This window comes from Streptomyces sp. NPDC050161, assembly GCF_044460025.1.
In the GTDB taxonomy this organism is placed as follows: domain Bacteria; phylum Actinomycetota; class Actinomycetes; order Streptomycetales; family Streptomycetaceae; genus Streptomyces.
The window spans coordinates 1-12,805 of record NZ_JBITJM010000031.1; the positions used below are offsets into that span (position 1 = coordinate 1).

Sequence of the window (12,805 nt, forward strand, 5' to 3'; positions counted from 1 at the left end):
CCCGGGCGGGGGGGGGGGGGCGGCGCGGGGGGGGGGGGGGGGGGGTGGGGTGGGTGGGGGGGGGGGGGGGGGGGGGGGCCGGGGGGGGGGCGCGCCCCCCCCCCCCCCCCCCGCGGAACAGGGCGGTTCAGGCGCGTGAGCTGCGCTTACTCGCGGTTCAGCCGCATTCGAGGCAGTGGGTGACGTGACTGCTCAGCGCCCGTGCCATGCGCTGCCGCGTGAGGTAAGCGTGCTTCGTGCTGGTCTTCCCTCGGGGTGAGTTCTGGTTGCGGGCGGCGTAGTTGCGCAGGTACGCCGCCTCCTGCTCGTAGTCGGCCCGGATGCGTGCGAAGCGGTGGCAGGTCTTCATCGGGTGCTGCTCCTTGTGGTGTTGGGGCCGGTCTCGCGGCGCAGGCGCTCCAGGACGGGCGGCAGGTTCTCGTTGCGGGTGGAGATGTTCTGGGCGCGCATGATCTGCCGCAGCTGCACGCGCGTGATGGCCTCGTTGCCGGTCTGCTCCAGCGCGGCCGGCACGTGAGGCAGGACCCGGGCGACGATCTCGTCCTCCGAGAGCCGTGGCCGGGACGGGGGCCGCTTGCCCCGCGCCCCTCGGGACGACCGTCCCCCGCTCCCCTTCGACCTGGCCTTGGACCTGGGGACCGCATGGCGCCGGTCCCTGTCGGTCCCGGGGACGGTGTGGGGACGGTCCCCGTTGGTGTCGGTCCCGGGGACCGTGTCCGGGGTGTGGTCCCCGTCGGTCCCGGGGACCGTGTTGGGACGGTCCCTGTCGGTCCCGGGGACGGTGTGGGGACGGTCCCCGTTGGTGTCGGTCCCGGGGACCGTGTCCGGGGTGTGGTCCCGGTCGGTCCCGGGTGCGGGGTGGGGACGGTCCCTGTTGGTCCCGGGGACGGTGTGGGGACGGTCCCCGTTGGTGTCGGTCCCGGGGACCGTGCCTTCCCGGTCCCGGTCCCCGTCGCCAGGGACCGCAGCTGCGTGTGCTGCGCTGCCCGCAACGGCGCCAGCATCGGACTCGTCTTCCGCGCACTGGGCGGGACCGGCGGTCCCGTGCGCGGCGGGGTGCCGGTCCCCGGCATCGCGGGACTGGGCTTGGTCCCCGATTCCGGCCAAGGCGTCAGCCGGTCCCGGGCGGGGCGTTTCGGGACGGTCCCCCGCAGTCGCTCCGTCCCCGACACGGTCCCCGATGTGGTCCCCGGGCCGGTCGCCGTTCGCGGTGTGGCGGCCGTCCCCAACGGGCTGGTCGGGAGTGGGGACCGGGGCGGTGCGGTCCCCGTTCGTCGCGGTCTGCGGGTGTGTGTGGGGGTGGTGCCGGGTGATCAGGATGTAGAGGTGGACGGCGCCGGCGAGGGCGAGCGGGGCAAGCGTGGACAGGATGCCGACGGTGACGTCGCCCAGCCGCAGACCCGCGCCGGTGGCACTGACCGTCTGATTGAGACGGATGGCGTGCAGGGCGTTGGCCCAGATGCTTGCCGCGGTGGCGGCGGAGAACAGCACCCAGACGTAGAGGCGGGCGCGCATCGGTGCGGCGCGGGTGAGGATCAGAGCGCGGACGCCGTAGGCGATGAACCCGTCGATCACGAGTGGGTAAAGGAGTGTCAGCCACCCGCGGACGTGGATGGCGACGGCCATCTGCTGCAGGGCGTCGTAGCTCAGGGCGCAGGCGGCGGTGCCGAGGGCGACGATGGCCAGCCGGTCCCAGCGGCCGACGGGGGCGATGGCGAGGGGCCCGTTGACGGCGTGGTTCATGCGGCCTTTCCGAGCTGGGCGATCAGCTCCGGGGTGTGCTTCTGGCGGTCGACGGGCACAGGCGTGTCGTGGGGGGTACCGTCGTGCGGGCCTTGCGCGTTGCCCGTGCCCGGGGTGTTCGGGGCCTGGGGGGTGCGCTTTTGTTCCTGGGGCTCGGGTTCCTGGTGGAGGGCGTATCTGTCGCGGTTGTCGATGGCCTCCCGCTCTTCGCGCAGCTGGTCGCGGGCCCAGTCGAGGTCGATCCCCAGCACGTAGGCCAGGCGCTCCGCGCTCCAGCCGCGCGCGTAGGCGTGACGGACGACCGTCTTGCGCTCCGGGGTGCTCAGATGGACATCGCGCCCTCGGAATGCCGCGCGTACGCGGGTGTAGTCGAGGCGGTCCGCGGCCTTCTTGCGCCAGGCCAGCCGCTCGGAGGCGGTCAGGCCGCCCCAGATGCCCTCGGGGATCGCGTTGTCCAGCGCGTAGTTGAAGCACTCCGTGCGGACGGGACACCGCCCGCAGACCTCCCTCGCCTCGGCTATGGCCCGGTGGCCGCGGGGGGTGGGGAAGAACAGCCGGTCAGCTTCTGCAGGGGACATGCCCTGGCACACGCCGCGCGCGTGCCAGCTGTGGTCGGCGATGCCGCGCAGAGCCGGAGGCAGGGCATCGTCGGTGGTGATGTAACGCAAGGGGTCTCCGGAATATGCCTCGTGAGGCCGGCGGCAGCGCGGCACACCCGCGGGAGCGGATGGCGGGCCAGGCGGCGAGGCAGGCAGGGCGCGGCGACGAATGCCGCGCAGGAGGAATCGGGGACGGTCCGGCAGTTAGCGGCGCTGGAAGCGGCGGTCCGGGCCGGTGAATTCGATATCGGTGCACATGCCGGACAGGCGGGACAGGATCCTGTCCCCGACCTTGTCGCGCAGGACCTCGCGGCGGGCGGGCATACCCGCGCTCTGGACCGGCGGCAGGTTGCTGGTGACCAGCGTCGGCAGGTGGTTCTCGCCGCGCCAGGACAGGAGCCGGAAGGTCAGCTCCTCGGTCCACTCCGAGCTCTTGGCAGCCCCCAGGTCGTCCAGGAGCAGCAGGGGAACCCGGGTGATGTCGCGCAGCATCCACTCGACGTCGACACCGGGGCGCGGGCGCATCTGGCCGTACAGGTCCGCGGCCTTGACCGCGTGCCAGCGCACCGCGCACCCGGCGGCGGTCAGCGACCGGATCGCCCCGTACGCCTGGTGCGTCTTGCCGGTCCCCGTGCTGCCCCACAGCAGCAGCGAAGGCCCGCGGGCGATCACCCGCCGCCCGCCCCCGCCGTAGGCCGGGTTGAGACTGCCGGCGTACGGCGACGTGGCCGCTGCGGCGATGGTGCGCACCCACTGCGCAACGCCCGGGTGGTCGGCAACAGCGTCGCGGAAGTCGAACGGGATCCGCTTCTGGGCCGCTTCCACGGCCGGGACCGGCTCCGGGGCCTCCGGCAGCGGCGGCTCGGAGAGGTCGATGCCGCGTGCGCTCAGCGTTGCTTCCAGGCGGGCGCGGAGCCGGCCGGAGACCACGGGCTGGGGATCGGCGAGTCGGGCGCGGGTCACAGGCGGCCTCCAAACGTGGTTGGTGCGGGGCTCGGGTTGAGATACGGCGTGTAGGTGGATCCGGTGCTGGCCCAGGGCCCCGCGCCGGAGGCGGAGGACGGGCGCGAGGCATTCAGGACACCGTTGACCAGGCTCGGCAGGATGCTCGGGTGCAGGCCCCGGGTCCGCAGCTGCTCCAGCGCCGCCTGTATGGGCTCGGCCTCGAAGCCCTCGTCCAGCAGGCCGCGTACCTGCCGTCCGATGTGCCCGATCTCGTTCTTCGGCGGTCGGCGGGCACAGCCCCGCAGGTACTCGGCCACCAGCTCCTTGGCGGACACCGATCCGGAGGCGGGGCCGGGCGCGGGCGCCTCGCGCCCCGTAGGTACAGATCCAGGATCCAAGATCCTAGATCCAGACGACGAGCCCTCGCGAGGATTCGACGAGGCTTCGACGAAACCCGTCTCACCTGCGGTTTTCTCCGGCGCGTCCGAGGCAGGCCCCTCCAGCTCCGCCGGCTCGTGCGTGCCGTCCGGCTCGCCGGGGGGCTCGGCGGAGGGCGGCGACGGAACATGGGGTGAATCGGGCGTTACCGGGTGATCGAACCCTCGACGAGGGTTCGTCGAGGCAGGCGCCGGGACCGTGGTGGGGCAGTGCACGTCGGCGCACCCTCCGCACTTGTGCTCCGCCTGGTGCTCAGCGCAGCGGGGCAGACGCGAGGCTGAGGGTCGGTCAATCTTCTGGTGCCGCTCCCACGTGACGATGTGCAGGTAGGCGCGCCCGTCACAGCCGGTGTACCGGCAGATCAGCTTCGCCGCGGCCAGCTCGTCGAGGTCGCGGGCGACGTGCGCGGGGGTGTGCTCCGCGCGCAGCGCCCACAGCCGTCCGGCGATGATCGCCGGGTGGTCGCGGAAGCGGCCGTTGTCGTCGGCGAGGGTGAGCAGGCCGAAGAAGGTCCGCTCGGCGGTGACCGAGCACTCGGCCAGCGACTCGGACTCGAACGCTTCGGGTTTGATCGTGCGGATGCGCGCCATCAGGCGTCACCCCCGTGGCGCCGGCCCGGAGTCGGACGTGTTGCCGGCGTCGAGGTGGCCGTGGGGGAGGGGGGACCTGCTGCCGCGCAGGCCGGGACTTTCGGCCTTTCGCGCAGGGCGGTCGGCATGTCAAACTCTCCTGTGCAGTGAAACCGCGCCGGTGTGCCCCGTGTTAAAGGTCCGGTGCGGTGGTGAGATCTCCGGCCCTGTGGGCTGGAGGGTTAATTCGCGTCCGGCGTCTGGGAGTTGCAGCTCTCAGACGCCGTTCGCCTATCGGGGACTATCCGGTCCGGCGAGATGGTGCGTCCCGCATGTCCCTCCTCGGTCGATGCACGCAGGCGGGCTGCCTGGCGAGCGACCAAGAACATATGCGGAGACCGCGAGAAGATCCATACTTAGCTCAAGGGTTCCCCACAAGTCGTCACCACCGCCAATTCGCATGTGAAATGCATCTCACGCCGCGAAGGCGATGACAGGCGGAGCCCGGGGATGCCTGGGCGGTTACCGGGAACCTCACCGGTGGCCACACGTGCGCCCTCACTCCCTTTCCGGTCCGCGGGTCCGTTGACCAGCGGGTAAGGACGATTTAAGCGGCATGGAAGCCAGGTAGTCAACGTGATCGAAAACGGATTCAACGCGCGTAGATGTAGCCCTTAGAGTTGGGTCCGCGCGCATGCTCTGTCGTCAATCGCCTTGCTGGATAGTGTCGTTGGCGGCTGCGGGGTGAAGTGGAAGCGTGTTTATCGCTTGTGATTCGCCGTGAAGTGTCAGTCGAAACCGGCAAGCCGCAATTTTTTGCGTATTCGCCGATGCGCAAAAAATTTCCGCTCGTAATGTCCGGATCGCACCTGAAGGCGGAGTTCGCCGTGTCGATGCCGTGTGAAATTAAGCCGTCAGGAGGCGATCCCGCGGGGCGGGGTGTCGCTCCGATAATGATCTTGATGTGGTGGTCAAGATCGAATTCGCATTACGTAAGGTCGGTGTCGCCGCTTTACCGGCAGGCTGCGATCCGATCGCCGGCCTGTCGCTCGGGGAGAAAGCAGTGACCGTGACCGCAGCAGGAAGGAATTGAAGATGAGACCCTCAGGTGACGCAGCGGCTCTGCGTGCGGAACAGTCGGTGCCGCCACCCGGGCCTCTGATGGGACTCGGCGGACTGCTGCGGGCCTGGCGGGAGAGGGCGAGCGCACGGACGGGCCGGACCGTCACCCAGCAGGAGGTCGGCGAAGCGGCAGGCCGATCGCAGCGCTGGTACCAGGACGTCGAGGCCGGCCGGACGGTCCGCCTTCACCGCGCCCAGTGCGACGCGATCGGCGCGAAGTTCCTTCTCGACCACGACGAGCTGCAGGCCCTCATCCTCCACAGCATGGGCGGTGCCATCCTGCCGGGCGTCCTGGACCTCGACACCCCGACGCGCCGCTCTCTCCAGCTCGTCCTGGACCAGCAGATGCCCCACCCTGCCTGGCTGCTCGATGCCATGTGGAACGTGGTCGGCTACAATTCCGCGATGGCCAGCTGGCTTTCGTGGGTGACGGAGCCCGGCGCGAATTTGATGCGCTGGGCATTGCTCAGCGAGGAGGCCAAGCACGTCATCCTTGACTGGAAGATGCAGGCCGAGCAGTACCTCGCGATGTTGAGATTCACCCTGTTCCAGCACCAGAAGGACCCCCAGGTCAACGCCCTCGTTTCTGAGATCCTCTCCGATCCGTACCTGGCGTGGCGGTGGGAGGAGGGGACGGCTGTCTCCGAGGGGCGGGGCCCGCTGCGCTACCGCGCGTCCTTGGCGGTCCACGGCGGGCGCCCCGTCACCCTGGAATGCCAGACGCTCTTCCCGGCCGCGGCCCCCGCCTGCCGCATGGTGATCCTGGTGTGGATCGATGACGAAGACGAGACCCCGGTCGCCTGGGATGAGGGCATGGCCGGCGCCCGGGAGGTAGCGCCTGGGTCGGTGGGCCGCGCGGCGTGAGCAGTGCGGCGCCGGCGGCGTGCCCGGCCTGCTTCGCGGGTGGGCGTCGTCAGATGCCGGCGACGGCCAGTCCGGGCAGCAGGAGATAGCCGCTGGTGCAGTCGACATCGTCGGTGCGGAGGCCCTGCGGGGCGTCCGCACCGTCGTGGCGCAGTTCGGTGATCAGCATGCCGGCGGCGTGGGCGACCTCGTCGGCCTCCAGCACGGCGTGCTCCCACCAGCCGACGAGGTCTCGGTCCCACCCCCGCCGCCGCATCTCCTCTGCGGGGGTCGGGCCCGGGGGCTTGCGGTCGTCCACCATGACCGTCAGTCCGTCGCCGCCGCTCGCGACCCCGACCTTCCGGGTTCCGGTCGCGATGTTGAAGCCCAGGTGCTCCGCGGTGGTGAACTGCTGGGGGACCTGCTCGGCGAGGCTGCGCAGGACGGCGTCCAGCGATGCCTCCAGCGTCAGCCAGTCCGCGGCCACGGGCACCGACGGTGCCGCGGGAGGCCGGGATACCGGCTCCTGCGTTTCCACCTGCCAGACGTACGGCAACCGGGTGAAGTCCAGATCATGCACGTCCACGTCGAACGCGGCGCGGTCGGCCTCCGCCAGGCGACCTGCGTCCAGTACCGCCAGCTGCAGCCCTTCGGCCCCGCTCGCCAGCACGAGAGCGCGGTCGCCGAGAAACCAGCGCACGCAGGGCCCGCGCACAGCGCCGCCGTACGACGCCGGCGCACCTATCCGGTCCCGCACCGCCGATATCGCCGCAGCCACCGCTCCCGGACCTTCAGGTATGGGGGCGGACGCGGCGCCCTCGCCGGCTTGTTCGAGGCGACGGCAGGCGAGGTCTACGGAAGCATCCAACCCGCGTGTCTTGTCATCCATATGGACATATTGGCTGATTCTGGCTCTGGGGCAACGCGGGGCGTCAGGGGCGGGAGCGGTGCGCGGGGCCAGTCAGGGGGTTGAGGAACATCGGAACGGAAACCGGCGCTAAGCCCTTCTCGGGGGCGGGAGGGCTTTGACCTGGGAATCTTGGGCGTCGGAATCTTCAGCGGTCGTGTTGATCGACTGTCTGGAGGTCCGGGGTGCCGGTTGAGTTTCTGACGGATGAGCAGGCCGCGAAGTACGCGGCGTACAGCGGGGCGCCGTCCCGCGCGGAGCTGGAGAAGTTCTTCTTCCTCGATGACGCGAACCGGGCGCTCGTCGAGGGGAAGCGGCGGGCCCACAACCGCCTGGGCTTCGCCGCTCAGCTCACGACGGCGCGGTATCTCGGGGTGTTCCTCGACGATCCGCTCGACGTGCCGGCGGAGGTAGTCGACTACCTCGCCGAGCAGCTCGGTATTGACGACGCGTCGGTGCTGAAGGCGTACGGCGAGCGGGAGAACACCCGCCTCGAACACGTCCGGGAGCTGCGCCGGGCCCTGGGGTACCGGGAGTTCGCGGGCGTGGAAGCGGAGCTGCGGGCGTGGGTGGACGCGCGGGCGTGGACGACCGGGGAGGGCCCGAAGGCGCTGTTCGACGCGGCGGCCGGCTGGCTGCGGGAGCGGCGGGTGCTGCTGCCGGGGTGACGACGCTGGCCCGGCTGGTCGCCGCGGTGCGGGAGGCGGCGAACCAGCGGTTGTGGGAGACGCTGTACGGGTTGTTGAGCGCGGGGCAGCGGGCGGTGCTGGATTCGCTGCTGACGGTGCCGCCGGGCGCCCGGGTCTCGGAGCTGGACCGGCTGCGCCGGGGCCCGGTGCGGATCTCCGGCCCGCATCGCGAGCGGGAAGATTTCGACGTACCCCCGTTGATTTTTTCGACGGGGGTACGTTACTTTCGTGGTGCGACGCCACGACGAAGGGGATCACCGTGACCACCACCGAACTGCTCGGCACCACCACCCACCCGGACTGGGAGGCCGTCGAGGTCCACCTCGCGCGGCACATCGGCCCGAACGCCTCCCCCTTGCCCGAGCTGACCGCGCTGCTCGACGAGGACCTCCATCACCTCGTCCTCGACCCCGACAGCCGCACCATCTGGTGGGCCTGGGACAACACCCCTCTCAACGAGGAGGGCTGGACGGTCGAGCACCTCACCCCGGAAGCCGCCGCCGAGCAGCTCAGCGACGAAATCGACCGCATCCAGGACCGCCAGGACGCCCCCGAGCAGTACGACGGCGACACCTCGGCCCTCGACCGGGACCAGGAAGCCCTCGACGAGTACGCGGCCATCCTCCGGCTGACCCTGCCGGCCGAACCGGACCGCGCCGCCGCGCACATCAAGCACCGCCGCCGCCTGGTCGCCCGCCAGGACGCCCTGTGGCAGCGGACCTACGCCGAGCTGGTGCGCGACCAGGCGGGCACCGAGTGGGGCGGAAACACCCGCGCCGCCCGAGCCCTGGGAGTCACCGACGTGCAGATCGGCCGGATCATCAAGGACGACGACAAGCGCCGCGCCGCCCTCGCCGACGCGGTGAACGCCACGCGCGACGCCGTGGGCAACTCCTGCTGAGAGATGACCCCCGAGGGGCTGGCCGTCTCTCAGCAGGCGCCAGCCCGCAGGTTGTCCTCACCGGTTCGGCGCGAGCAGGCTGGTGACCTCGGCGATCGCTTCCGGGGACGGCTTGAAGTACCGGCGGACGTTTTCGGGTTTCTTGTGCCGGGACTTCGCCATCAGCATCAGCAGGGAGGCGCCCTGCTCCCCGAGGTGCGAGAGCCCGGGGTGCCGGTATTCATGGAGGTCCCAGCCCGTTCCGGGGCCGTGCACGGCGGTGTATTCGTCCAGCAGGGCGCGGGCCTGCCCGTACGACAGCCGCGCCAGGCCGGTGTCCGGGCAGACGTCGCGGGGCGCGAGGACCTTGCCGGTGCCGGGGCGGCGGTGCGTGACGAAGACCGGCCCGCGGGTGCGGCCCTTGAGCAGCCGGGGCAGCAGCCGGGCCGTGCCCGCGTCCCAGTACACGGTCTCCAGCGCGAAGTCCTCCCGGGCCCGCGCACCGCGGCGCCGCGCGGGGGCGCCCTTCGTCTTCACCGGGGCCCGGCGGCCGGCGAGGTCCAGCTCCTCGATGTTGACGTCCAGGATCTCCTCGGAGCGGGCGCAGGTCTCGTAGAGCATCCGCCACAGGGTCTTCTCCCGCAGGTGGACGTCGCGGCGGGCGATGAGCCGGTCGATCGCCAGCTTCGAGCGGGCCGGGGTGTCGGAGTCCGGCGGCGGCATCCGCTTCGCCCAGGCCGGCACCGTCGGCCCATCGTAGCCGCGCTCGGCGCACCAGCTTGCCCAGGACAGCACCGCACCGCGGCGCGCGTTCCAGGTGTTCGCCGCCGCGGCGCTCCACAGCACCTCCAGCGCCTCGCCGACTTCGTCGTCCGCCACGGCGGCCAGCGGGCGGTCCTCGCCGAGGCGGTCGGCCGTCTTGCCGACGACGATGCCGTAGTTCCGCGAGGTGTTCGGGTTGCCGAGCGAGCCGAGGAAGGCGTCGGCCGCCGCCCGGACAGTCAGCGCCTTCCCGGTCGGCAGCTGGACGACGGTCGGCACCGCTTCTCCCTTGCCGCAGATAACAGGGTCGCCTCGCGCAGCGGCCCGAGGGCGTCGCCGCAGGTCATGATCGGCGATGCCGCAGATAATAGGGCGTTATCTGTAGGAAGACCTCACAACTGCCCCGCCGCCGACGCCCCATCAGCCGCTCACCAGGGGTGACGAGTCCTTAGCGCCGGTTTCCGTTCCGATGTTCCTCAGCCCCCAGTCAGCCGGAGTGCTGGAAGGTGGCCCGGGTAGCGTGGCGGGATGGGGAGTATGGGGAGTGACGGCGGCGCCGCGCGGTGGCAGGCCCGGGTGGACCGGCATCACGGGGTCGGATCCTGGCCGCGGGCGCTGGAGCAGGCGCGAGCCCTGCAGCTGTGGCACCAGCGGCGTCATCCGGAAGCCGACGGGCAGGCGGCGCCGACCGCCCGGGTCCAGGAGCGGACGCTGCTGGCGGTGGTCGTGTGGCGGGCGGCGCGTGAGGCGGGACGTACGGTGGACGACACCACGGTCGCCGACGTCATAGCGGTCTGCCAGCGTATGGCGGACGGGGGCCTCGGCAATGGCCCACTGCCGTCCCTGGGCCCGCACGACGGTGCACTGCCGCCCTCCGGGCGAACGGCGGAGGTCGCGAGAGGGCTCCTGGGGGTGCTGCGGCCTCATGATGGCGGGCCCGCTGCCTACGGGATCCTGCCGGCGCGGGCGCGTATCGGCTCCGCGCTGCGGGGGGTGCGGGCCGACCCGGAGGCGCGCTCAGAGCAGGGCACATGGCGCGACACGCTGCGGGCGGCGCAGCACGTGAGCAACGCTGCCCGGGACGACCTGCACGCGGGAAAGTGGCGCATCTCCGTCCACGATCACGAGGCGGCCCGCGCCACGGGCCTGGCCGGCGGGCCGCCACCGGCATACGGCTACCCCGCCCGTCCCGGCCCGGCGGAGCCCGGCCATCCGTCGTGGCTGCAGCGGGCCGGCTGGCTCCTGGGCCTGGCGCCGGTGCTCCGGGATGCGGCAAAGATGATTCCGCGCACGGAGCGGGGCACGGTTGCTCCGCTCGACCTCGTGCTCACCTGCTACGCCGGGCTCGCCGAGGAACTTCAGTCCGCTGTGGACGAGCTGGATCCGCTGTGGACGGCGCAGGCCGCGGAGGATTCGGCGGCGTGGGAGCTGAAGCACGTCCCCAACGGGCTGGTCCAGCAGCTGCAGGACACCGAAACAGCGATCCACGGGCTCGCCACGACACTGTGGTCGATCACCACCATCCCCCCGACGTGACGGAACGGCGTAGCGTCGCGCGGCGTCAGCACGTCGACGAGGTGCCGGACCGCGGTCACGCGGGCGCTTCCTCCTGCGTCAGCACCCACATCTGCATCTCGGACCGACCACTCGGCTCGGGCGGCCAGGGCGCTGCTGACTCCTTGAGTCCGGTCACCCAGCCGGCGTCCAGGAGACGGGCACCTGGCCTGCAGGCGGCGGCGAGCCGTCCTGTGTAGTGGCCGAGGGAGGCTGCCTGCAGTTGGCACTCCAGGACGGTAGTCGGCGCTGGCGTCTCACCGTTGAGGACGGCGGCCCGGTCGTAGTGGTCCTGCGTGAACTTCACCGCGTCGGTGAGTGTGTCGCCGACGGGGAACAGCGTCGACCTCGTCATGTATCGGAACGATGGGACACGCTCGCCTCCGTCGGTCAGCAGAACGATTTCTGCCTTTCCTGCTGCAGGGTCGGTCCAGTCCCCGCAGGCGAGCACCAGGTGGGGTGCGCGGCTGCCATCCGGGATCACGAGCCCCAGCCCCATGACCGGCATCTGCTGCGGCAGTTCCGCAGGAGGAGCATCAACGGGCGCATGCGGCAGCACGTCTGACGTCGGCATCACGGTGGTCCGTCCGCTGCTGCGCCACGCGCCCAGCGCCGCGATGCGTGGCCCGTCCCACGCCGCCGCCTTCGTCGGAATGCCGTGCAGGTGCTTGAGGTACGCCGCCACCCTGCCGCTCGGCATCCAGCACCACGACGGCCACGTGCCGTGCTCACGTACCCGCAGCTGTTCCAGCTGATCGAACACCCCGGGGTATGCCTGCAGGACTTCCGTCTCCATCCGGTTCCAGTACCCGGCCGCCTCGCGATACGCGTGCGCTATCGGCCGGTGTCCCGGGTCCAGTTGGGCGTCGCGCTCGGGCGCGAAGACGCCGTAGGACAGGGCCGGGGGCGAGGTGTCGTCGAAGGCGTCGAGAGGGGCACTCACCCGGCTGGTGGCCGCTGCGGCGCGGTCGGCGATGGCGTCGCGGACCACCGCCGGGGAGGCTGCTGTTGCGACCAGGACGCCGGGACGCTGGGCCTTGTGGCCGGCCAGGGCCCGCCCGAGGGCGGGCGCGGGACGGTGTTCAGCCAGGTCGGTGCCGGCCCCCGAGAGGGCGTACCAGCTGGCCACGACGGCTCGCAGCGGGACCTGGAAGTTGCGCTGGTCGGACGGCAGGTCCGCTTCCCGTTCCCACAGCCGGGCGTCGAGCAGCGGCAGGTACGGCAGGTGCAGGTCGTGGTCCATGGCCAGCGGCGCTGGGGAGCCGGCGGGCATGGGGGCCCACCACGTCAGGTGGACGCCTGGGCCGAATCCCTCCATGGGCGGCCCCCAGGTCACCGCCACCATCGGGCCACCGCTCATGCTGCACAGCGGGGCCTTGCTCACGAGCATTCCCGAGGGGGCGGGGAGAACGTCGGCGGTGACCGGCAGCCGTAGTTCCGTGTCCCGCGCAACAGTCCGCACGGCCGCGGCCACCGGCCCATCCAGCGCGAACGTGGTGCCGCGGGCCACCCGGCGGTCCTCCGCCTTGATCAGCCGTTCGTTCTGCTGCGCGGGTGCGAGGTCGCCCCAGCTCGCCGGCATGGTGCACGTGTGTCCGTGGCGGCGCACATATGCCCAGAAATCCCGGGATTCCGGCGACCGAAGGAATGACAACGACGCGGACCGCAGAGCAGCAGCATGGTCAGCCAGCGGGTGCACAGTCATGTCAGGACCCTAACCTTCAGGCACCGGCCGATGAGATCGCATGCGCGGA

Annotated in this window: 12 protein-coding genes and 1 pseudogene; 5 read left to right on the forward strand and 8 right to left on the reverse strand. The window is 71.4% G+C overall.

Annotation, left to right across the window (positions count from 1 at the left end):
• Positions 1-157: 157 nt before the first annotated feature.
• From ACIBK8_RS32780 to ACIBK8_RS32800, 5 genes are all read right to left on the reverse strand, one after another.
• On the reverse strand, positions 158-349 hold the full coding sequence (locus ACIBK8_RS32780) for a hypothetical protein (protein ID WP_399045991.1): 192 nt from the start codon (positions 347-349) through the stop codon (positions 158-160).
• Positions 346-1,743 (reverse strand): DUF2637 domain-containing protein, encoded by a 1,398-nt coding sequence (locus ACIBK8_RS32785; RefSeq protein ID WP_399045993.1) that lies wholly within the window; start codon positions 1,741-1,743, stop codon positions 346-348. The genes ACIBK8_RS32780 and ACIBK8_RS32785 overlap by 4 nt, the downstream gene beginning before the upstream one ends.
• Positions 1,740-2,411 (reverse strand): WhiB family transcriptional regulator, encoded by a 672-nt coding sequence (locus tag ACIBK8_RS32790; RefSeq protein ID WP_399045994.1) that lies wholly within the window; start codon positions 2,409-2,411, stop codon positions 1,740-1,742. Before ACIBK8_RS32790 ends, ACIBK8_RS32785 begins: the two co-directional genes overlap by 4 nt.
• A 135-nt stretch (positions 2,412-2,546) precedes the next feature.
• Complete coding sequence (locus ACIBK8_RS32795; RefSeq protein ID WP_399045995.1) at positions 2,547-3,305, reverse strand: ATP-binding protein; 759 nt, start codon at positions 3,303-3,305, stop codon at positions 2,547-2,549.
• A complete protein-coding gene (locus ACIBK8_RS32800; RefSeq protein ID WP_399045997.1) occupies positions 3,302-4,315 on the reverse strand; it encodes a hypothetical protein in 1,014 nt (337 codons plus the stop codon). The genes ACIBK8_RS32795 and ACIBK8_RS32800 overlap by 4 nt, the downstream gene beginning before the upstream one ends.
• 943 nt (positions 4,316-5,258) lie before the next feature.
• Between ACIBK8_RS32800 and ACIBK8_RS32805 the strand changes: the two genes are divergently transcribed.
• Positions 5,259-5,387: a hypothetical protein gene (locus ACIBK8_RS32805; RefSeq protein ID WP_399045998.1), complete on the forward strand. Its 129-nt coding sequence runs from the start codon at positions 5,259-5,261 to the stop codon at positions 5,385-5,387.
• A gap of 2 nt (positions 5,388-5,389) precedes the next feature.
• Complete coding sequence (locus ACIBK8_RS32810; RefSeq protein WP_399045999.1) at positions 5,390-6,280, forward strand: helix-turn-helix transcriptional regulator; 891 nt, start codon at positions 5,390-5,392, stop codon at positions 6,278-6,280.
• A gap of 49 nt (positions 6,281-6,329) precedes the next feature.
• Here ACIBK8_RS32810 and ACIBK8_RS32815 read toward each other — a convergent pair whose 3' ends face one another.
• Positions 6,330-7,037, reverse strand: coding sequence for a hypothetical protein (locus ACIBK8_RS32815; RefSeq protein ID WP_399046001.1), 708 nt, complete (start codon positions 7,035-7,037; stop codon positions 6,330-6,332).
• Between the two features lie 314 nt (positions 7,038-7,351).
• Here ACIBK8_RS32815 and ACIBK8_RS32820 point away from each other — a divergent pair.
• A pseudogene (locus ACIBK8_RS32820) lies at positions 7,352-8,031 on the forward strand (DUF4158 domain-containing protein); the annotation flags it as partial.
• A gap of 83 nt (positions 8,032-8,114) precedes the next feature.
• Positions 8,115-8,756 (forward strand): hypothetical protein, encoded by a 642-nt coding sequence (locus tag ACIBK8_RS32825; RefSeq protein ID WP_399046003.1) that lies wholly within the window; start codon positions 8,115-8,117, stop codon positions 8,754-8,756.
• A gap of 57 nt (positions 8,757-8,813) precedes the next feature.
• Here ACIBK8_RS32825 and ACIBK8_RS32830 read toward each other — a convergent pair whose 3' ends face one another.
• Entirely contained in the window at positions 8,814-9,776 is a 963-nt protein-coding gene (locus ACIBK8_RS32830; protein ID WP_399046005.1) for a site-specific integrase, read from the reverse strand.
• A gap of 249 nt (positions 9,777-10,025) precedes the next feature.
• Between ACIBK8_RS32830 and ACIBK8_RS32835 the strand changes: the two genes are divergently transcribed.
• Positions 10,026-11,033, forward strand: a complete 1,008-nt coding sequence (locus ACIBK8_RS32835; RefSeq protein ID WP_399046006.1) for a hypothetical protein — start codon at positions 10,026-10,028, stop codon at positions 11,031-11,033.
• Positions 11,034-11,088: 55 nt separating this feature from the next.
• Here ACIBK8_RS32835 and ACIBK8_RS32840 read toward each other — a convergent pair whose 3' ends face one another.
• Positions 11,089-12,633 (reverse strand): hypothetical protein, encoded by a 1,545-nt coding sequence (locus ACIBK8_RS32840; protein ID WP_399046007.1) that lies wholly within the window; start codon positions 12,631-12,633, stop codon positions 11,089-11,091.
• Positions 12,634-12,805: the final 172 nt, after the last annotated feature.

Coding starts and splice junctions, on each gene's coding strand:
- ACIBK8_RS32780 (WP_399045991.1), bottom strand. CDS start 349: ATGAAGACCTGCCACCGCTTCGCACGCATCCGGGCCGACTACGAGCAG.
- ACIBK8_RS32785 (WP_399045993.1), bottom strand. CDS start 1,743: ATGAACCACGCCGTCAACGGGCCCCTCGCCATCGCCCCCGTCGGCCGC.
- ACIBK8_RS32800 (WP_399045997.1), bottom strand. CDS start 4,315: ATGGCGCGCATCCGCACGATCAAACCCGAAGCGTTCGAGTCCGAGTCG.
- ACIBK8_RS32810 (WP_399045999.1), top strand. CDS start 5,390: ATGAGACCCTCAGGTGACGCAGCGGCTCTGCGTGCGGAACAGTCGGTG.
- ACIBK8_RS32835 (WP_399046006.1), top strand. CDS start 10,026: ATGGGGAGTATGGGGAGTGACGGCGGCGCCGCGCGGTGGCAGGCCCGG.
- ACIBK8_RS32840 (WP_399046007.1), bottom strand. CDS start 12,633: ATGCCGGCGAGCTGGGGCGACCTCGCACCCGCGCAGCAGAACGAACGG.